This window comes from Kiritimatiellia bacterium, assembly GCA_025054615.1.
Lineage (GTDB): Bacteria > Verrucomicrobiota > Kiritimatiellia > CAIVKH01 > CAIVKH01 > JANWZO01.
The window spans coordinates 25,663-44,195 of sequence record JANWZO010000018.1; the positions used below are offsets into that span (position 1 = coordinate 25,663).

At 57.9% G+C, this 18,533-nt stretch carries 20 protein-coding genes and 2 tRNA genes; 10 read left to right on the top strand and 12 right to left on the bottom strand.

The window, feature by feature from the left end:
* Positions 1-46 precede the first annotated feature (46 nt).
* Positions 47-910, top strand: a complete 864-nt coding sequence (locus tag NZ740_08655; protein MCS6772078.1) for an MBL fold metallo-hydrolase — start codon at positions 47-49, stop codon at positions 908-910.
* A gap of 47 nt (positions 911-957) precedes the next feature.
* Here NZ740_08655 and NZ740_08660 read toward each other — a convergent pair whose 3' ends face one another.
* Positions 958-1,551, bottom strand: a complete 594-nt coding sequence (locus NZ740_08660; protein ID MCS6772079.1) for a hypothetical protein — start codon at positions 1,549-1,551, stop codon at positions 958-960.
* Positions 1,552-1,667: 116 nt separating this feature from the next.
* Between NZ740_08660 and lysS the strand changes: the two genes are divergently transcribed.
* From lysS to NZ740_08695, 7 genes are all read left to right on the top strand, one after another.
* Complete coding sequence (gene lysS, locus NZ740_08665; protein ID MCS6772080.1) at positions 1,668-3,116, top strand: lysine--tRNA ligase; 1,449 nt, start codon at positions 1,668-1,670, stop codon at positions 3,114-3,116.
* Between the two features lie 8 nt (positions 3,117-3,124).
* Positions 3,125-4,234 carry a chitinase gene (locus tag NZ740_08670; GenBank protein ID MCS6772081.1) on the top strand — a complete coding sequence of 370 codons (1,110 nt, stop codon included), beginning with the start codon at positions 3,125-3,127 and terminating at the stop codon, positions 4,232-4,234.
* A 125-nt stretch (positions 4,235-4,359) separates the two neighbouring features.
* Complete coding sequence (gene gcvH, locus NZ740_08675) at positions 4,360-4,749, top strand: glycine cleavage system protein GcvH (protein ID MCS6772082.1); 390 nt, start codon at positions 4,360-4,362, stop codon at positions 4,747-4,749.
* 30 nt (positions 4,750-4,779) lie between these two features.
* Positions 4,780-5,544, top strand: a complete 765-nt coding sequence (lipB, locus tag NZ740_08680) for a lipoyl(octanoyl) transferase LipB (protein MCS6772083.1) — start codon at positions 4,780-4,782, stop codon at positions 5,542-5,544.
* Positions 5,545-5,599: 55 nt separating this feature from the next.
* Positions 5,600-5,675, top strand: a tRNA-Glu gene (locus NZ740_08685).
* Between the two features lie 121 nt (positions 5,676-5,796).
* Positions 5,797-6,861: a 3-isopropylmalate dehydrogenase gene (locus tag NZ740_08690; protein MCS6772084.1), complete on the top strand. Its 1,065-nt coding sequence runs from the start codon at positions 5,797-5,799 to the stop codon at positions 6,859-6,861.
* Between the two features lie 62 nt (positions 6,862-6,923).
* On the top strand, positions 6,924-7,931 hold the full coding sequence (locus tag NZ740_08695) for an aspartate-semialdehyde dehydrogenase (protein ID MCS6772085.1): 1,008 nt from the start codon (positions 6,924-6,926) through the stop codon (positions 7,929-7,931).
* A 55-nt stretch (positions 7,932-7,986) separates the two neighbouring features.
* Here the strand turns inward: NZ740_08695 and NZ740_08700 are convergent, their stop codons facing one another.
* Genes NZ740_08700 through fni form a run of 5 tightly spaced genes read right to left on the bottom strand, consistent with a single transcriptional unit; the run spans position 7,987 to position 12,562 of the window.
* Entirely contained in the window at positions 7,987-8,943 is a 957-nt protein-coding gene (locus tag NZ740_08700) for a GHMP kinase (GenBank protein ID MCS6772086.1), read from the bottom strand.
* Positions 8,915-9,919 (bottom strand): mevalonate kinase, encoded by a 1,005-nt coding sequence (locus tag NZ740_08705; protein ID MCS6772087.1) that lies wholly within the window; start codon positions 9,917-9,919, stop codon positions 8,915-8,917. The genes NZ740_08700 and NZ740_08705 overlap by 29 nt, the downstream gene beginning before the upstream one ends.
* Complete coding sequence (locus NZ740_08710) at positions 9,916-11,085, bottom strand: hydroxymethylglutaryl-CoA synthase (protein ID MCS6772088.1); 1,170 nt, start codon at positions 11,083-11,085, stop codon at positions 9,916-9,918. Before NZ740_08710 ends, NZ740_08705 begins: the two co-directional genes overlap by 4 nt.
* A 44-nt stretch (positions 11,086-11,129) precedes the next feature.
* Complete coding sequence (locus tag NZ740_08715) at positions 11,130-11,498, bottom strand: rhodanese-like domain-containing protein (protein ID MCS6772089.1); 369 nt, start codon at positions 11,496-11,498, stop codon at positions 11,130-11,132.
* Positions 11,495-12,562: a type 2 isopentenyl-diphosphate Delta-isomerase gene (gene fni, locus NZ740_08720; protein ID MCS6772090.1), complete on the bottom strand. Its 1,068-nt coding sequence runs from the start codon at positions 12,560-12,562 to the stop codon at positions 11,495-11,497. The genes NZ740_08715 and fni overlap by 4 nt, the downstream gene beginning before the upstream one ends.
* On the opposite strand from fni, the gene NZ740_08725 reads away from it, so the two are divergent.
* Both NZ740_08725 and NZ740_08730 read left to right on the top strand, forming a co-directional pair.
* A complete protein-coding gene (locus NZ740_08725) occupies positions 12,561-12,689 on the top strand; it encodes a hypothetical protein (GenBank protein ID MCS6772091.1) in 129 nt (42 codons plus the stop codon). The genes fni and NZ740_08725 overlap by 2 nt on opposite strands.
* 47 nt (positions 12,690-12,736) lie before the next feature.
* Entirely contained in the window at positions 12,737-13,018 is a 282-nt protein-coding gene (locus tag NZ740_08730; protein ID MCS6772092.1) for an HU family DNA-binding protein, read from the top strand.
* Between the two features lie 259 nt (positions 13,019-13,277).
* Here the strand turns inward: NZ740_08730 and NZ740_08735 are convergent.
* From NZ740_08735 to rpmH, 6 genes are all read right to left on the bottom strand, one after another.
* A tRNA-Met gene (locus NZ740_08735) sits at positions 13,278-13,354 on the bottom strand.
* Between the two features lie 68 nt (positions 13,355-13,422).
* Positions 13,423-15,087, bottom strand: a complete 1,665-nt coding sequence (locus NZ740_08740) for a nucleoside kinase (protein MCS6772093.1) — start codon at positions 15,085-15,087, stop codon at positions 13,423-13,425.
* Positions 15,088-15,197: 110 nt separating this feature from the next.
* Positions 15,198-17,012, bottom strand: coding sequence for a membrane protein insertase YidC (yidC, locus tag NZ740_08745; GenBank protein ID MCS6772094.1), 1,815 nt, complete (start codon positions 17,010-17,012; stop codon positions 15,198-15,200).
* An 11-nt stretch (positions 17,013-17,023) separates the two neighbouring features.
* Positions 17,024-17,227, bottom strand: a complete 204-nt coding sequence (yidD, locus tag NZ740_08750; protein MCS6772095.1) for a membrane protein insertion efficiency factor YidD — start codon at positions 17,225-17,227, stop codon at positions 17,024-17,026.
* 95 nt (positions 17,228-17,322) lie between these two features.
* Positions 17,323-17,727: a ribonuclease P protein component gene (gene rnpA / locus NZ740_08755; protein MCS6772096.1), complete on the bottom strand. Its 405-nt coding sequence runs from the start codon at positions 17,725-17,727 to the stop codon at positions 17,323-17,325.
* Positions 17,728-17,732: 5 nt separating this feature from the next.
* Positions 17,733-17,870 carry a 50S ribosomal protein L34 gene (gene rpmH, locus NZ740_08760; GenBank protein ID MCS6772097.1) on the bottom strand — a complete coding sequence of 46 codons (138 nt, stop codon included), beginning with the start codon at positions 17,868-17,870 and terminating at the stop codon, positions 17,733-17,735.
* Positions 17,871-18,533: the final 663 nt, after the last annotated feature.

The window sequence follows — 18,533 nt, forward strand, 5'->3', positions numbered from 1 at the left end:
TGTGATGTAAATTTTTCGGGTTGAAATCAAACTCGCTAGGTTTCGTATGCGCCTGATTGTTGGCGGAGTGCGTGGGTCATATCCCGTTGCTCAGCCCGCGTTCATGAAATATGGCGGGGAGACGACGTCAATCCTGATCGAGGGCGTTCGCGGAGATCACATTTTTATCGATGCGGGCACCGGCATTCGGGTTCTGGGGCGGCGTTTGGCTTCAGCCGGCGGGCCGCGGCGCGTGTTGCTGTTGATGACGCATTATCATCTCGACCACATCATGGGTCTGCCGTCGCTCGGACTTTTGTATGATTCCACGTGGACAATCGAAATCGCGGCGCCCGCGCTCGACGCTTATCAGGTCGAGGAGACGATGTCGCGGATCATGGACAAGCCCTTTTGGCCACTCCAAATTTCGGATGTGCGCTCGCGCGTGCGATTCCACACGCTCGAAGGCCGCGCCTCGAGCGAGCCGCTCCAGTGGGGAACGTTTGAGATCCGATGGTGCCCGGTCTCGCATCCCGGCGGATGCACGGCGTACCGAATTGACGAGCCGCCATGCGGCGCTTCGGTGGTTATTGCAACGGATATCGAATGGGCTGCTGCGACGGAGGAAGAGCAGTCGCTCCTGGTCGGATTGTGCAGCAAGCCGGAGCCCGTGGAGCTCCTGATGATGGATGCCCAATATGAACCGGAGGAGATCGACCGGTACCGGGGTTGGGGCCATTCGTCATGGCTGGATGCGCTGGCCGTTGCCCGGATGTCCGGGGCCCGTGCCGTGAAGCTCATCCATCATGATCCCCGGAAAGATGACTCAGCGCTCGACGAGCTGGCCGGTCGCGTGGCGTCGGCCGATTCGTGTGCCGACCTTGCTCGGGCGGGCGAGGAGATCGAGCTGGGCCGTTCGTCCGCGGCCTGATGGTCTCAACAACGCGAGAGGGGGAGGCGCAAGAACGCAGGTTGTCCTCAGGCTCTTTTGGACGATCCGGCTGCGGCCGCTACGGTCTCCACGCTGGGAGTGGCGGGGTATCGTTCGTTGACCTCCGCGCGAAAACTTTCATACGCGCGCCGATATCGTTCCATTTCCTCCGGCGAAAGCGCTGCGGTGTTGGCCTTTTGCAATTCACGGTACGGTCGATGCACCAGCCGCATCAAATGCCAGACGCCCTGAAGAATGTCGTCCGCGCGGCGCCGGTAGTGATGAGCGGGCAGTGCGCACTCCTCCGGCGATGCAGACAAGAACTGACACAGGAAGCCCTCCTCGCCCTCCAGCATCCGTTGGTGCTGCATCATCGAATGCGCCGACTGCACGTTGCCGGCGATCAGGTTCAAAAATCGCAGAAAGTCCTGTTCCGCCCTCGTCGTTGCGATCGATTTGGCCGCCAGCGAAGCATGATATTGTGCGGATTTGAGAAGGGAGTGGATATTTTCGACATGCTGGATCCGGCCCGCGGTATCCAATTCGTGGATCGGCATATAAATCAATTCGGCCGCGCGTTCGAAGTGGACATCGCGCCGCGCGAGATGAATGGGCCGATTGAGATGAAAATCGATGCTCATCTGGTGGATACGATGATTTGATACCAAATGCAGGTTCGAGCATCAATCGCTCGATTCAGATTTGCGGCGACCGCTATGGTGTTGTACAAGCGGGCGTTTTCCTAGGGTGAAAAAGAATGGAACTGGGCCATACTGAGGCGGAATATCGGGCGCAACGTCTGGAACATTTGAAGCGGCTAGCAGCGGCTGGACATGCCCCCTTTGGAGGGGCATTCGCGCGGGACGGCAACCTCGCGGACATCCGCGCGTCCTTCCAAGAGGGTCGAAGGGTGCGGATCGCCGGGCGCATGCTGGCGCGGCGCGAAATGGGGAAGGCGGTTTTCGCTGATCTCCGCGACGGTACGGGCCGGCTCCAGATCTACCTGAAGCGCGACGAGTTGGGCGATGCCGCGTTCGATGCCTTCGGCTGGGTGGATTTCGGCGATTTTATCGGTGCGGAGGGCGAGTTGTTCACGACCCGCACGGGGGAGCCGAGCCTCAAGGTCAGATCGTGGACGCTGCTGGCGAAAGCGCTACGAGCGCCTCCGGAGAAGTGGCACGGCCTGCACGACGTGGAGATCCGGTACCGGAAACGCTACCTGGATCTGATCGCGAACCCCGAGGTCCGAGATCTGTTCAACAAACGAATCGCAATCGTCAGGGCCATACGCGATTTTCTCCATGGCCGCGGTTTCCAGGAGGTGGAAACCCCCATGATGCAGCCGATGGCGGGCGGTGCCGCGGCGACGCCATTCAAAACCCACTATGATGCGCTGGATTGCGACATGTATCTGCGCATCGCGCCCGAGTTGTACCTCAAGCGTTTGTTGGTCGGCGGATTCGACAAGATCTTCGAGCTGAACCGAAACTTCCGAAACGAGGGATTGAGCCGGTTCCACAATCCCGAGTTCACAATGCTCGAAATTTACGAGGCCTATGGCGACCGCACGACCATGCAGCAGCTTGTACAGGACCTGATTTGCCACGCTGCGCAGAGCGTGCTGGGAACCCTTAGTGTTGGAACAAAGGATCAACCCGTTGACCTCACGCCGCCGTGGCGGGTGGTGACGTACCGGGATTTGATCACCGAACGGATGGGGTCGGATTGGTATTCGCTGTCCGTCGACCAGATGCGGGCCCGCGCGATCACCGCGGGGGTCCATGTCGACCCCGCGTGGGGGGCTTTCGAAATCACGCATGAAATATTCGAAAAGGTGATTGAAAAGACCCTCGTCAATCCCACGTTTGTCATCGAGCTACCCGCCCCTCTTGTTCCCCTCGCGAAATTGTGCCCCAAGGATCCGTCCTGCGTGGATGTGTTCGAATTGGTCATTGGCGGTCGGGAAATCGCGCCGGGCTATTCCGAGTTGAACGACCCGCTCGAGCAGCGGCGCCGGTTCGAGGAACAGGCGAACGGCGACCCGTCCAAGATCGACGAAGACTTCCTGACGGCCCTAGAGTATGGCATGCCGCCCGCGGGCGGGATGGGCATCGGCATCGACCGCCTGGTGATGTTGCTTTGCGGCGCCGAGGCTATTCGCGATGTCATCCTGTTTCCGCAGATGCGGCCTTTGGCCAAAGGATAGGCGTTGCCATGCGCGGATGGCGCTCGATTTTCCTCGCTTGGGCCGCTCTCATCTTGGCCGCTTCGCCCGATGCGCGGGGCACCGCCAAGGCGCCTCAACACGCGTCCCGTGGCCAATTCATCGTGGCCGGTTATTGGCACAACTGGGTCGGGAAGTCGACCGAATACATCCCGTTACGAGATGTTTCGCCTTTGTACACCCACATCTTTATCGCCTTCGCGGTGCCGTCCTCTCCGGGGTCCCCCGAAATGGCCTTCAAGCCCACCAAACAGCCCGTGGAGGTGTTCAAGGCGGATGTTCGCCTCAAACAGTCGCGAGGCGTTAAGGTGATCCTGTCAGTTGGCGGTGGCAACCATCCCGTGGTCTTGTCGACTCCGGAAGACGCCAAGGCATTCGCCCGGAGCCTCGCGAACCTGGTGCGAGAGTATGGGTTCGATGGGGTTGACATCAATCTCGAGGGCGAGTCGCTCCACCTCGATCCAGGGGATACGGATTTTCGGCATCCGACAACTCGGCGTGTCCGCATGCTCATAGAAGCGATCCGCGATCTCGATCGCCAAATCGGGCGCGAAAAAATCGTGACGGTGACCCCTGAGGCCCAATATGTCGTCGCTGGGTACAAAACATACGGGGAAAAATCTGGAGGCTACCTTCCCATCCTTCATGCGCTCCGAGAGCAAATCGACTGGGTGCAGATGCAGTTTTACAACGCGGGCACGAAGCTTGCCTTCAGCGGGCGCGGCGAACAACACGACGTGATCGTGAAGGCCGGAACCCCTGATTTCGTGGTGGCTCTTGCGGAGATGTTAATCCTGGGCTTCCCGGTGAACCGGGACCCAAATCTCTATTTTCATGGGCTCGGCGCGGAGAAGGTCGTCATTGGGCTTCCGGCTACGCCGCTCGCCGGAAACGGTTATCTTGCGCCGGCCGATGTTCGCCGCGCTCTCCGTCGCCTGATGACCGGAGAACGGACCTACCGTTCCGCGTATGCCATGCGAAGCCGCCGTGGACATCCTGCGCTCGCCGGCGTGATGACATGGTCCGTCAATTGGGACGCCTCGACGCACGGCGGAACCTCGCGGTATGAGTTTGCGCGGACGGCCTCTCAGTTTCGCTGAGCGCCGAAGGCCGCGCCGCGAGCCGCGCAGAATCTGGGCTTGACCTTCCATTGTGAATCCGAAAAAAGAACGACAACCGCGCGTTTCAACGTCCGCGCGGACAGTTGGAGATTGAGGCAGCTTCAATGGATACACCTCGCGAACTTCGCTACACGAAAACGCATGAATGGGTCCGCTGGAACGGCAAGGTGGCAACCGTTGGCATCACCGACTTTGCCCAGGACCAGCTCTCCGATTTGACCTACGTCGAACTGCCTACGGAAGGCGATTCGTTCAGCGCCGGCGAGCAGGTTGCGACCCTCGAATCCGTAAAGGCCGCATCCGACGTGTATGCCCCTATCAGTGGAACCATCCATGCCGTCAACAAAGCGCTCCTCGACCGCCCTGAGCTCATCAACACGGATCCATATGGGGAGGGATGGATCTTCAAAATGATTCCGGATGACGTCTCTGAGCTGGAAACCCTGTTGGACGCCGACCAATACGAGGCCTTGAATCCCGACGAGGAAACCTGAGCCGACCCACGCGGATCGGAAGGTCCCGTCATGGCCGGCGAGGCGATTGGACTTTATTTCGAGCGCCCCCTGCGGTTCACGGCCGCCGCACGGCTCCAAGAGGCGCTGGTCGACGCTCGGCATCGGGGCGAGATCCCCGACACGATCCTTTTCCTCGAGCACACCCCCGTGGTCACACTGGGCCGCCGGGGCCGCACCCGGTTTCTGTTGCGCCCCGCCGAGCACCTTCGAGCGATTGGGATCGACGTTGAATGCGCCTCCCGCGGGGGGGACGTGACCTATCACGCGCCGGGGCAGCTCGTCATTTACCCGATCCTCCGCCTCGCTCCGAGAACCGGGGCGTCCCATACGTTTCTTTGGAATCTGGAAGAGCTCGCCATTCGAACGGCCGCATCATACGGGATTTCGGCCTACCGCAGAGAAGGGAAGAATGGTGCATGGACCGATGCGGGAAAACTGGCAGCGATCGGTTTTCACCTGAAACGCTGGGTGGTTATGCACGGAATGAGCTTCAATGTGAATCTGGACCTGACGGGATTTTCCTACATTGTGGGCTGCGGCCTGGTCGGTGAAAAAGTGACCTCGCTTGCGGAGCTTCTTGGGCCGCGCTGTCCAAGAGTTTCCGATGTCCGCGACCAGATGGCGCGGCATTTTTCAGACATTTTTGAAACCCGCCTCTCCTGCTTCCAGGCATTCGAAGCCCCGGATCCCGTTGTGTCGGGCCTTTTGCGGTCGGCTCTGAACTGTTCAACCGGACTACAAACCGCAAACGGTGCCGCAGCGGGTCCCGAATGAATTCAGAAGGAGGTTGCGCCCACCCGGAGTTGTGGTAAGTATAGGAATCTTTCGGGTCCCCATCGTCTAGAGGCCTAGGACACCAGGTTTTCATCCTGGTAACACCGGTTCGAATCCGGTTGGGGACGCCACCTTTGGCCCGGCGCGCTCCGGGTCGCATGCCGCACGGACGCGCCCATCGCGCGGAATTTACATGGCATGGAAACCGAAAAAAGAATTTTTACATAGCATGGAAATTTTCGGAGGCCGCGAATGGCAAGGCACTATAACATCGGCGTCATCCCCGGCGATGGGACAGGTCCAGAGGTTACCCGTGAGGCGTTGAAGGTCCTAGACGCTGCGCGGAGCAAGTTCGGATTCAAGCTGTCTTATACACATTACGATTTCGGCGGTGAGCGATACCTACGAACCGGGGAGACCCTGCCGGATTCCGCGCTGGACGAATTCCGCAGACAGCACGCACTATTTCTTGGCGCGATCGGCCACCCGGATGTGAAGCCGGGAATACTCGAGGTTGGCATCCTCCTGAAGACCCGGTTCGCCCTGGACCAGTACATCAACCTCCGACCGGTCAAGCTTTACCGAGCGGAAGATTGCCCGATCAAAGACAAGGGGCCTAAAGACGTCGATTTCGTGGTGGTTCGGGAAAACACGGGCGGGATCTACACAGGAGTAGGCGGCACCGTTCAGAAGGGCACGCCGTTCGAAATCGCGACGCAAGTGATGATTTATAGCCGGCCCGTCGTCGAGCGGTGCATGCGGTTTGCTTATGAATACGCTCGGCGCCGTAACAAAAAGAAGATGCTGACGCTCGTCCACAAATGCAATGTCCTCACCCACGCGGGTGACCTGTGGGTGCGCGTGCACAAGGAAATGGGCGATTCCGAATTTCCGGACATCCGGCAGGATTACAACCATGTGGACGCTGCCACGATGTGGTTCGTGAAGCAGCCCGAATGGTATGACGTGGTGGTGACGGAGAATTTGTTTGGAGACATTATCACGGATTTAGCGGCGATCATTCAGGGCGGACTCGGCATCGCGGCGGGCGGGAACATCAACCCGCAAGGTGTGTCCATGTTTGAGCCGATGGGCGGCAGTGCGCCCAAGTACACGGGCCAGAATGTGATCAATCCGCTCGCCGCGATCGCGGCTGCGGCGATGATGCTGGACCAACTGGGTGAACGGGAGGCCGCTGCGGCGGTGGAACGCGCTATTGAACAGGCGCTGACGAGCGGCAAAATCAAGGGGCTGGCCGCCGGGAAAATGGGCTTGAGCACGACTGAGGTTGGAGACCTGGTTGCAAGCCTGGTGTGAGGAGATAGCCGGGGCGGTATGTCCGGAGGGCGGCCCGGTCGGCCACCAGTGAGGAATCAACGATGAAATCCTATCATGTCTGCGTAGTGGGCATTGGCGCGGTCGGCACCGAAATGGTGCGGCTGCTGAAAAAGCGCAATTTCCCCATGAAATCTCTGACCATTTTGGCGAGAAGCGACCGCGTCGAGACCATCGATGGGGAGTCAGTTCAGGTCCGCACCGCCACGCCTGACGCATTTGCCGGGATGGATTTTGCCTTTTTTGCGGGGACGGAGGGCGCGAAAGGCGCATCGCAAACGTTCGGTTGGGAGGCGGTGAAACGCGGTTGCATCGTGATCGACAACGGCGATGATTTTCGGATGGATCCGCGCGTGCCGCTCGTGGTGCCCGAAATCAACCCGCATGCGCTGAAATCCCACCAGGGTTTCATCGCCAACCCGAATTGCAGCACCATCATCGCACTGATGCCGCTGGCGCCGCTGCACCGCGCGGCCAGGATCAAACGGATCGTAGCCAGCACCTATCAGGCCGTATCGGGCACGGGCGCCCCTGCCATCCGAGAGCTTGAAGCTCAGGTCCGAGCATGGGCTGCCGGGGATCCTCTTCCGCGTGAGGTGTATCCGCACCAGATTGCCTTCAACGTGATCCCCTCAGTCGGCTCCTTCAAGGACGACACCGGCGAGAGCACGGAAGAGATCAAAATGCGGCGCGAAACGCACAAGATTCTCGAAGATCCCTCCATTCGCGTGGGGAACACCTGTGTGCGTGTGCCGGTGTTCAACGGACACAGCATGGCGATCAACGTCGAATTCGAAAAGCCGATGACGCCGGAGCTGGCCCGGGAAATCCTCCAAACAGCCCCCGGCGTCAAGGTTGTGGATGATCCGGGGAACGCGTTGTACCCGATGCCGATCCATGCCAGCGGCCGGTATGAGGTTCTTGTCGGCCGGATCCGGCGGGACCAGAGCTGCGACAACGGGCTTGTGATGTGGTGCTCGGGCGACAACATTTGGAAGGGCGCGGCCCAGAACGCCATCCAGATTGCGGAAGAACTCCTGCGAAATCCGTAGGCGTACGAACGATATTCGGTCGGCGGGATCCGTTCGACCGAGTCTGTCGGACGCGTTATTCGATGCGAACGCCGGAACGATCCGTTTCCACGGGAAAAACTGCGTAATCTCGCCACGGCAGCGTCGGGGCACCGATGCCGATGGCGCAATCGCCCAGGCCCGATCCTGAAATTTTGGCTCCAAGGATTCCGGGGTCCGACCGAAGCCTCTCGACAATCGCCTGGAGTTCTGGCGTGTTGACGCCGAGTTGATCCATCAAAAGCTGGCCTTGGTCCAGCGCACGGCCAAAGGCGGCCAGATCCCCGCGCTCCAGAGCCGCGATTCCCTCGTCGGCGTTAGCCCCGATCCGATCGTAGAGGAGATCGAGCTCCCTCCGTCTGTCTTTCCAATGGTTTTCCACGAACTGGATGACCTGCGGCGTCGGCGTCTTGTATCCGCAGTAGACCGCGAGGCCGCGCAATGTCGCGTGCAGCTTTCGAACCTCTAACGGTTCGGCGCGATAGGCAACCACGCCGCCAAACACCGCGGCGGCTGCGTCTGCCCCGGACGCGCGGCCCTGCACGGCACGAATGATTTCGACGGCATCGGCGAGAATCTCGTTCGGTTTTGCAGACAAACCTGAGAGGCTTCGCAAAGCGGCGACAGCGGCAACGGTGGTAGCCGCCGATGAGGCGAATCCGACCGTATGCGAGAAGTCCGATTCCACCTTTATGTCCACGCCTCGCGGCAGCCAGGCTTTGAAACAGCAGACCGCCGCCAGAAGAAATCGGAAAGAAGGGTGGGGGGCCACATCGTCCAGCGTGGTTTGGTGGAATCCGAGGGAGGAGTCTATGCGGACGTCACGGTCGGGTCGGAGCGCAAGGCGAACGCGAATCCTTCGCTGGATGGCCATGACGGCCGAAATTCGGCCATGCAGGACGGCATGCTCACCAAGGAGCATCAGGCTGCCGGGTGCGCTGGCCGCAACGATCACGAGCGATCCGCTAAACAATCCGGGCGCCCAGCGGATCACCTCGGACCGTCAGCAGTTCGTAGCCGTATCGTTTACAGAGGTCCACCGGTGGTGTTTCGCTGACGACAAGAACCATCCCCGCATTATTGCCTGTCACAGCGCCGGCTCCGCAAATCTTCGCGGCACCATCGCGTGCCTCAATTTCGGCGATGAATTGGCGCACTTTTTCAGGTACGACACCGATTCGGCACAACAGGCGGTGGTTTTCGGCGATCATTTGGCGAAAGGCGTCTCGGTCGTTGGCCCGAATGGCCTTTTCGACCTCTCGTGTGACGGCTTCGAAGTCGTTCCAGATAGGATCTTTCGCAAACTGTTTTCTCACCGCCACCACGCATTCGCCGGTTGTGGAAGCCGGCGTACCGGTATTGACAAGGTAAATTTGGAGGCGCGGCAGCGGCACGGGCTCGGCTTTTCCGTCCTGGAAGAGGGCGCAGCCCCCGTGGAGCGAGATGTAGGAATCGACGCCGCTGGGATAGCCGTGCTGAAGTTTTTCGGCCTCCATGCTGTATTTGAAAAACCAGTCGGGCCGAAACTCCACACGGAAATAGTGGCCGATGGCCCTCAGCATGCTCAAGATGGTCGCGGCAGAGGAACCCATGCCGCAGCCGATCGGGATATTGGAGCGCGTTCGAATTTCCAAGCCGCCGCCAAATTTCAGGTGAAGGCCGTCGAGGACCGTGATGAACGCGAATTCAAACAGCTCGATCGGCTTGTGAAGGACTTCCCGTATGCTCAGTTCGCCATTGAGGAAAAGCTGATAGTTTCGGAGAACGCGATTTTTCAGCTCGTTGAGTGCGCGGACGGTAAAAGAATCGCTTTGCTTTAGATCCAGCAGATTGAAGGAGATCCGATCGCCGGCCAATGGGGCGATGACGGACTGGGCGCAGCGGTCGATGGCCATCGCGAGAGCGGGGCGGCCGTAAACGACGGCATGTTCGCCGCTTAGGATCAATTTGCCAGGGGCAATGGCGATCATGTCACTTTCTCGTAAATCCGTTTGTGTTCCTGAACCCCCGCCAATCGGAACGGGCCGGTGCGATAACGCGAAAACGTGTGGACACCGCCATCCGTGGGGAAGGGCAGATTGTAAATATCTTCGTATTGACGATACGACAATTCCGTACGGTTTTCCAGCATCTCACGGTGATCGGCAGTGAAAAGGCTTTCCCGATACCCGGGCTGGACGATTCCGCTGAAATACTCTCCTACACAACCGGACCCATAACTGAACAAACCGATGCGTTTGCCGGCGAGGTCGGAGGGTTCGTTGTCAAAAAGGCTGGCGAGTCCGACATATAGGGATGCGGCATAACTATTTCCCGTGATCCGGTTGTAGATCAGCGACGGACCGATTTGGGTTTGCAATAACTCGTCCGTCATGGGGACGCCATTGTCCTTCGCCAACCGTTCATGAGCTTTTTCGGCCATCCGGGTGAACGGGAGGTGGTAGCAAAACCGATGAATGTCCCCAAAGGCGCGGCGGGACTGCTCCGCATATTGCGCCCAGCACATTTGAAGCGCCTGCAGGTAAACACGGGTCGAATATTTTCCATCGACGATCGCCTGGTCGCGATAGTTGGGACGCCAGAAGTCCATGACGTTCTCCGTGTAGGCCCCGAATTCCGGCTCTACGACGAGCAGTCGAGGATTGGCAGAAACAGTCATGGCGACGGCGCCGCATCCCTGCGTCGGCTCGCCGGGACTTCCGAGTTCATATCTTGCCACATCGGCGGCGAGAATCAGGGCTCGGGCATCCGGCCTTCGCGAGATATAGGCACAGGCGAGCTGCAGGGCAGCCGTGCCGCTGTAACAGGCTTGTTTCAATTCGAGGGTGCGGCAACGGGCGGGCAGCCCAAGCAAGCCGTGGACAAAAATGCCGGCCGCTTTGGATTGGTCGATTCCCGATTCGGTCGAAAACAGGAGAAGCTCGATGTTCTCCATGCCGTCGCGTTCGATAATGGGCAGGGCAGCCGAAGCAGCCATGGTGACAATGTCCTCGTCAGGGGGAGGGATCGCCATCTTTTCTTGCCCGATGCCCATTAGATACTTGTCTGGGTCCACGCCACGGACCGCGGCCAGCGTGCGGAGATCGACAAAGTAGTGCGACGTGTAGAATCGAATGGAATCGATGCCAACGTTCATGTGCCTTTGCCCAATTTCGCGAAAAGCGAGGTGAATGGCGAGATTTATCGGCTGGGTTCAAGCATGGAGCGGGCTCGGGCGAATGAACCCACGTTGAGCACGTGCTGATAACCCATTTTGCGCAGAATCTGCACCGCGGCCTCGCTCCTCGCGCCGCTTTCGCAGTGAAGCAAAATGGGCCGGTTTGGATCGGGCTCTATTTCCCTAATCCTGCTCTTTAACTGGTCCAGCGGGATGTTGATGGCGCTGTTCAGGTGTCCGGCTTCATATTCGGCGGCGGTACGCACGTCAATGACCAGAGCGCCGCGCCTCATGAATTCATGGATTTTGTCGGATGACGCGCGCGTCAGTGATTTGGACACGACCCAAATGGCCGTCACGGCGATGATGATCAATAAGACTCCATGGTTCATGGGATCCCCCACGAGGGTGGCGCTTCAAATATATATTCCAGATGGCCGATTAATTCAGCCGGAGATCGGACGCCGAGCAAAAACAATGCTATCCGGAACTCTCTTCGCAGCCGTTCGATTTCTTCTTCGACCGCTTCCGCCGATTTCAAAGCCGGTTGCAAAAACGGTGCCGCCAACCCGCAAAGAGATGCACCCAGAACCATCGCCTTGGCCATGTCAAGGCCCGACCGCAGGCCGCCGGAAGCGATTAGCGTCACCTCGGGGCGGAGGTCTCGGAGGTCCCACAGGGCGCGTGGCGTCGGTAGGCCCCAGTCCTGAAACAAGAGACCGTGTGCGTGCCCGGCGTCGCGAACGCGGTGATGTTCGATTCGGCTCCAGGATGTTCCGCCGGCCCCCGCCACATCGATGAACCGAATCCCCTCGGCAACGAGAAGATGCGCATCTTCTCGGGAAATGCCAGCGCCCACTTCCTTAACAATTACCGGCTTAGGAAGGGCCTCCGCTACCTCGCCGATTTTTTCAGCCAGACCACGAAATTGCGTGTCGCCCTCTGGCTGAACCGCTTCCTGAAGAGGGTTGAGGTGCAGATAAAGGCCGTCTGCCTCGAGAACCTCCATGGCCTCGCGGCACTGTTGAATTGTGAATCCCTTGTTGAGCTGCACCGCTCCCAGGTTCGCAAACAGGAGGGCAGTTGGCGCGTAGCGCCGGAGTTCGAAACTTGCCCGCGCGCCGGGCTGCAGAAACATCACACGCTGAGAGCCGACGCCCATCGCGACTCCACGCCGCTCGGCCGCAACAGCAAGATTTCGGTTGATCTTTCGGAGGACGGTATGGTCGCCGCCCGTCATGCAGGAAATGATCAAAGGAAGCGAAAGGCGTTTTCCGAGAAAGACGATGGAGGTGTCGACCTCGTCCAGATTGATTTCCGGTAAAGCGCGGTGTCGAAGTCGAATCTCATCGAAATAATGTTTCTGGCGATCGGTCGCCGCGTCCTCTTTGATGATTGAAATATGTTCGACTTTGCGGCGATTGGTCGGATCGCCACTATGGCGCGCTGTTTTCATGAGTGACGAACTCATCCAATACGGGGGCGAAAAAGTCAATCTTGGCGCGATGTTCCGGGCAAAACCTTCGAAAATCTTCAAAAAAACTCTTGTTTTGCCGCTCCGCGACCGCAAGATGATGCCCTGATCGGAACGCAAAACCGCATTCCGACCGAATCAGGAGGCTCAAATCATATGGCACTGACCAAGTCGCAGACCGCGGCCAAACTGGCCGAGACCGTCGGGATCACCAAGAAGCAAGCCCTCGCCTTTTTCGAGGCGCTCGCGCACTTGGCCTACAAGGAGGCGAAAAACAGCTTCGTCATCCCGGGGATTGGCAAGTTGGTCCTGGTCCATCGCAAGGCGCGCATGGGCCGTAATCCGGCGACCGGTGAGGCGATCAAAATTCCTGCGAAGAAGGTCGTCAAATTCCGAGTCGCGAAGGCGGCTAAGGACGCGATTCTCGGCAGCAAGTAAAGCCACGCCAATCGCGAGCGCCAAAAAGGGATGATGTAATACGTCATCCCTTTTTGTTTTGCCACTCGGTTAGCTGCCATCGGGCGTGGAATGAAACCCCCTCCCGTTTTGTTTCCCAAGTGAGCCAACAGATGTGGAATCAGGCGTCAAGAAGACAAAGCGACAGAGCCTCAGAGAGGCTATCTGGGTAGTTCGAATCAGGATTGAGAATCCATCAGACGATCGCGACGTAGGAGACGGATGCAACCCGTGTCGGATTTGGTAGCGGGGTCGGGATTTGAACCCGAGACCTTCAGGTTATGAGCCTGACGAGCTACCTGGCTGCTCCACCCCGCAGTCCAAATAAAAACGAATATCAAAAGACTTATACATCAATCAGACTCGAGTGCAAGGAATTTTGGCGGTCAGTATTCAAAACCGCTTTTCCCGATGAATTCCCGCAAAATGGAGGTGGGGGGTACCGCATCCGCAGGAACGGGCAGGAAACTGGACAGAAACTCCTGCAACCGGCGCACTTCAATATAGTGGGGACAATCGGGTTTGATTTCCGCCAGCAGGGGTTCAACAAACGGCTTGAGCACGGCCAGCTCATAGTCCAAAGCGGAGTTGAAGGCAATGTCCGCCTCGCCCTGGAACGGGAAAATCCATGTCTTTTCGCCCCGCCTTACACTGGGCCACATTTTCATCGTCACCATTGCGGAGTGGCCTCGAAACTGGTAATCGCGAACCATCCGGCGAATGAGCCGGTTGTCCGTAGTTGAAATGCGATTGCTGCAGTCCAGATTCAGTTGTGTCAGGGCACTGATGTAGATCTTGAATTTCCGGTGTGCTGGTAATTCGGCTGTCAGCCGGGGATTCAGGCAGTGAATCCCTTCGAGAAGTACCATCTGATTTGGCTCAAGCTGCAAGGTGTCGCCGCGGAACTCCCGACAGCCCTTCACAAAATTAAACGTCGGCAACTCCACACGCTCCCCCTGATCGAGCCGACGAAGATGATCATTGAAAAGCGCGAGGTCGATGGCCTCGATATGCTCGTAATCGTATTCACCCTTTTCATCTCGCGGCGTGCGCTCCCGATTGACGAAATAATTGTCGACGGAAATGGTCACGGGTTGTAGCCCGTTGACCCGCAATTGCACAGCTAGACGTTTGGCAAAAGTTGTCTTGCCGGATGAGGACGGGCCTGCGATGAGCAGCCAACGGATCCTGTCGCGGTGGTGGGCCACGTGATCCGCAATCTGGGCAATTTTTTTCTCGTGGAGCGCCTCGGCGATTCGAATGAAATCGGCGATTTCCTTGTTTGCGATAATTTCGTTGAGCCGTCCCACATTGCTGACGTTAAGGATGCGGCCCCACCGCTTGTGCTCCTGAAAGATCTGGAAAAGCTGGGGCTCGGGACGGAGTGGCGGAACCCTCGGAGGTACGCTTCGGTCGGGAAACTGGATCACAAAACCGGGCTGGTGTCGGATCAGCTCAAAATGCGTGATTGCTCCCGTGCTTGCAGCCAGCGGTCCATGGGACAAGTCGGCAAAGTCGCCGCATTGGTAGATCACGACTTTCGGCGGGTTTCGAAAGCGGAGTAGGTTCAGTTTGTCCGGTTGAGATTGTTTCTCAAAAATTTGTACGGCCTCGGCATAATTGACTTTCCTGCGTTCAATCGGCAGATCCCGCGCGACCAACTGACGCATGCGCCGGTCGAGAAGACGCAGGTCTTCGTCGGAGATTCCCTCCCGACTGTCGAGTCCGAACGAACAATAGAAGCCCGTGCCCAGGGAATGTTCGATCGAGAACCGAGCCTCAGGAAAAAGTTCCCTGACAGCTTTAGCCAGCAGAAAAGAGGCAGTCGCTCGGTAGATTCGCCAGCCCTGCGGATCCGCAAACGTGACGAAACGTACGTGGCTGTCCACCTCCAGTTTGAACACAAGGGTTACAAGCTGATTGTTCACAATGGCGCCCAGGTAGTGGCGGCCATGCTCATCGGTGCGGTTCGTCAGCAATGTGGAGACGGGAGAATCGATCGGGCACACCATTTTCCGCCCGTCATCCATCGTGACCTCGATCGACTTCATGGAACTGACTGAAATTGCCTAGCTGGGATTATTCATTCGCGAACCGGAGGACGTTGAGATTGAGGGCAGGTCCCCGACCCACGACATTGCCATGACCAGGTTTCGCAGCGTCATTTTCTCCCTTTGGAGGCAGGTGCCAGAGGGGTGATGCTCCTTTTCATCATGAGCTGCTGGATAATCATGAGCACATTCTGGGTCGTCCAGTAAAGGGCCAGGCCCGAGGCAAAATTATAGAGGAATATGAGCATCATGGCCGGCATCATGATGGACATGATTTTCTGCTGAACCGGATCACCGGCGCTAGGGGAGAGCTTCATCTGTAGATACATCGTAGCGGCCATCAGCAGCGGCAGAATATTCAGCGGAAGGCCGAAGGGAAGAATGCCGGGGAGCAGGTTCTCTGGCTCGCTGAGGTCGCGAATCCAGAGGAAACTCGCAAAACGAAGTTCAATCGCGCTGCGCAAAACGACAAATAGCGCGATGAACACCGGGATTTGGATGAGCATGGGCAGACAACCGCCAAGCGGGTTGATCTTGTGCTCCTTGTAGAGCGCCATGATCTCCTGCTGCATTTTTTGGGGATTGTCCTTGTACTTCTCCCGAATTTCATTCACGAGCGGAGCGACGGCCGCCATGCGCTTCATGCTCTCTGTGCTCTTATGGGTGATCGGCCAGAAGACCACCCGGACAATCAGCGTCAGCAGGATAATCGCGACTCCATAATTGTGGGGCGGGATGTGGTCATGCAAAAAATTGAGGACTCGAAGCAAAAGCTTGCCAATGGGTGCCCACATGCCGAATTCCATGACGTCAACCTGGTGAAGGCGCATGGCGTGGAGCTCGCTATATTTCATGGGGCCCACATACAGCGTTGAGACGCGTTCGTGGACCTGACCCGGGGGCAATTCCACGCTAGCGAATTCGACTCCGGCGCCAACTTCGAGGATGGAGGTCATTTTCCGTGAAAGGAACGAGGGATCCTCCTTTTCTCGTTGCGCCGGCGCCCGCCGCGCATAGAGCCAAGCTCGCTCGCCCGTACCCTCCGGCGGAGTCAGAATTTGAACGAAATATTTGTTCTTTGCGGCGACCCAATCAACTGGATGGTCCCGCGGCGGCTCGTCGATCACCATGGGTAGGCCCGACAACTCGCGGCGTTCCATCGACGCCTCGAATAAATCCCCGATCTCCCCGCCCCAGTGTTTGACGCTCTCACCGCCGGGTGAAAGGGTGTCGACCCCCAATGAGATCACGCCAGGGCTGTCCGTGCGGCCAGCCTCACGGGACATCGGGCCGGTCCGCAGGATGGAATTGGGAATCTTCAGCGGGCTTTTCGAAACATTCAAGAAGCGGTCAATCACTCGCAGTACATATCGATCCGTAACTTCGATGGTCCGTTCCAGCCGGAGACCGTTGCTAGTATCACGGGTGAAGGTCACTGACCGTCCATCACTCGAGACGGCTGCCGTGAAAAGGGCAGTTGTTCCAAGGGAGGGAAGCTTGTCATATGAGAGAGAGGGCCGCGTTGAAAAATCGAGGACCATCGGACCGCTGTCCTTCTCAATGGATGCGCGATACTCGTGAAGGGTTACCTTGAGCAGCGAGGCCCCTCGACTCGATAACACAAATTCCGCTTTAGCGTTTGTGAGCGTGACTGTGGGCGGCGGTTCATGGTCCGCTCCCGTATCGTCGGACGCCTCGAGATTTCCTCGCGATTCCGTGTCCGGCCGAGACTCCCATGCCGGCGTTTCATCGGCTGCTTCCGCATGCTTCACTTCGTCTGCGGAGACGGCGGGCTTCGTGGTCTTTTCCTTGGCGGGATGATCCGAAAAAAATGTGCGCGCGATCATCCGGTCGATAACTGGCCAGGCGAATAGCAGCGCCAAAAGGACTATAAACCAGGCGAAGTCACGCTTATCCATCGACATGGCAATTCCTACTAGGGCTGGGGTGGGGAAGGAACAGGATCGATCCCGCCGGGATGAAACGGATGGCAACGGGCTAAACGTTTGATCGTCAGCCAGGAGCCTCGCAAGACTCCGTGCAAATGGATGGCGTCGATGGCGTAATTCGAGCAGCTTGGATGGAATCGACAAGCTCCGCCGAGCAGAGGACTCAGCGTCCATTGATAGAGACGGATCAGTCCGACCGCGAGGACGGTTGTCCGCGAGCAAAATCCGCGGTGGGTCCGAAGTAGGCGCCACGTGGAATGGGGGCTATGGCCAGAGGGATGACGCATCAGCCGGCTCCTTCCGTTTCGGCCTCGGAGCTCTGTCGTTTTTCGGGAGCCCGATAAATGCCCGCGCGGTGCGCGATGTCAAAGAGGTCCTTTTCAATGTCCTGCCACTTTGCGTCCAGCAATTCGCGCCGGGCGATCAAGACCACATCATATGTGCCTGAAAATTCGGAACGATGTCGCCGAAATACCTCGCGGAGAAGCCGTCGTGCCCGGGAACGCTCAACAGCATTCCCAAGCTTGCGACTGCTCACAACTCCGAGTCTGAGCGAGCCATCCGGACGCGGCAGTAAATACATCACCATCAGACGTCCAACCGTCTTCTGCCTTGCATCGAATGCGGCGCGAAAATCCGCAGACCGGGTAAGGCGCTGATGCCGCGCCAATCCCTGGTCCGTTCGTTTCATGACGATCAGACGCGTGTGAGCTCTTTCCGCCCCTTTCGTCGGCGCCGCTGAAGAACCTGGCGACCGTCCCGGGTTTTCATCCGTTTGCGGAATCCGTGCGTGCGTTTCCGCTTGATCTTGGAGGGTTGATATGTGCGTTTCATGGTCCGTGCTAACAATCCAAAGCTCGCGACCCTATTTCATGTAAGCATACGTTTCAAGGGAATATGTAATGTTTGATCGATCTCTTCACCGTCAGACGACCATCAGTACTGTCGCTATTTTGGGGTCGGACCGACGGGTGAGGAGATTGGGATGGAGCGGACCGTCGTATTCGTCCAACCGACAACGGGCTTTGGCGTTTGAGGAGAGCGGTGTTGTCATAGCTTTTCGTAATATAAGAGGTCAAACGGGAATTTTTTCTGTAATCTCGGGTCCGCCTTAAGATTGCCGATCTGTTGTCGGGCAGATGATTGGAGCAGTTCACCGGCCATGCTTGGAACGTACTCTCGAAAGAACCTGCCGACGTATGTAATGCGGTTAGGGCGTTGAATTCTACGGGTGTGTGTCCGCGGTAGAAGTTTTTTTGCAACCGCAGCTCAAACGATTGCTAGGCGGCGTTTACCGCTGGCAGGAGACATCTCGGTCTCGCGATTCGGAAGGAAGGGGCATCTTCGAGAGGGTCTTGGACACTCGTGAATTTTTTGTTGTCAAAATTTGGGTCGAGGGGTACTTATCAACTTATGGGTGTGGTTGTGTCATAAGTGCTGTTAGCATTATATTTGGCACAAGTTTAAGTCATTTTGCGCATCGATTAAGATGCTGGG

Bases quoted from the DNA above. Each gene is read 5' to 3' on its own strand.
- lipB (MCS6772083.1), top strand. From the start codon at position 4,780: ATGGCCGGCGAGGCGATTGGACTTTATTTCGAGCGCCCCCTGCGGTTC.
- NZ740_08655 (MCS6772078.1), top strand. From the start codon at position 47: ATGCGCCTGATTGTTGGCGGAGTGCGTGGGTCATATCCCGTTGCTCAG.
- yidC (MCS6772094.1), bottom strand. From the start codon at position 17,012: ATGTCGATGGATAAGCGTGACTTCGCCTGGTTTATAGTCCTTTTGGCG.
- NZ740_08690 (MCS6772084.1), top strand. From the start codon at position 5,797: ATGGCAAGGCACTATAACATCGGCGTCATCCCCGGCGATGGGACAGGT.
- lysS (MCS6772080.1), top strand. From the start codon at position 1,668: ATGGAACTGGGCCATACTGAGGCGGAATATCGGGCGCAACGTCTGGAA.
- NZ740_08740 (MCS6772093.1), bottom strand. From the start codon at position 15,087: ATGAAGTCGATCGAGGTCACGATGGATGACGGGCGGAAAATGGTGTGC.
- rnpA (MCS6772096.1), bottom strand. From the start codon at position 17,727: ATGAAACGAACGGACCAGGGATTGGCGCGGCATCAGCGCCTTACCCGG.
- NZ740_08730 (MCS6772092.1), top strand. From the start codon at position 12,737: ATGGCACTGACCAAGTCGCAGACCGCGGCCAAACTGGCCGAGACCGTC.
- NZ740_08695 (MCS6772085.1), top strand. From the start codon at position 6,924: ATGAAATCCTATCATGTCTGCGTAGTGGGCATTGGCGCGGTCGGCACC.
- NZ740_08710 (MCS6772088.1), bottom strand. From the start codon at position 11,085: ATGAACGTTGGCATCGATTCCATTCGATTCTACACGTCGCACTACTTT.
- NZ740_08660 (MCS6772079.1), bottom strand. From the start codon at position 1,551: ATGAGCATCGATTTTCATCTCAATCGGCCCATTCATCTCGCGCGGCGC.
- rpmH (MCS6772097.1), bottom strand. From the start codon at position 17,870: ATGAAACGCACATATCAACCCTCCAAGATCAAGCGGAAACGCACGCAC.
- NZ740_08725 (MCS6772091.1), top strand. From the start codon at position 12,561: ATGAGTGACGAACTCATCCAATACGGGGGCGAAAAAGTCAATCTTGGC.
- NZ740_08670 (MCS6772081.1), top strand. From the start codon at position 3,125: ATGCGCGGATGGCGCTCGATTTTCCTCGCTTGGGCCGCTCTCATCTTG.
- fni (MCS6772090.1), bottom strand. From the start codon at position 12,562: ATGAAAACAGCGCGCCATAGTGGCGATCCGACCAATCGCCGCAAAGTC.
- NZ740_08705 (MCS6772087.1), bottom strand. From the start codon at position 9,919: ATGATCGCCATTGCCCCTGGCAAATTGATCCTAAGCGGCGAACATGCC.
- NZ740_08715 (MCS6772089.1), bottom strand. From the start codon at position 11,498: ATGAACCATGGAGTCTTATTGATCATCATCGCCGTGACGGCCATTTGG.
- gcvH (MCS6772082.1), top strand. From the start codon at position 4,360: ATGGATACACCTCGCGAACTTCGCTACACGAAAACGCATGAATGGGTC.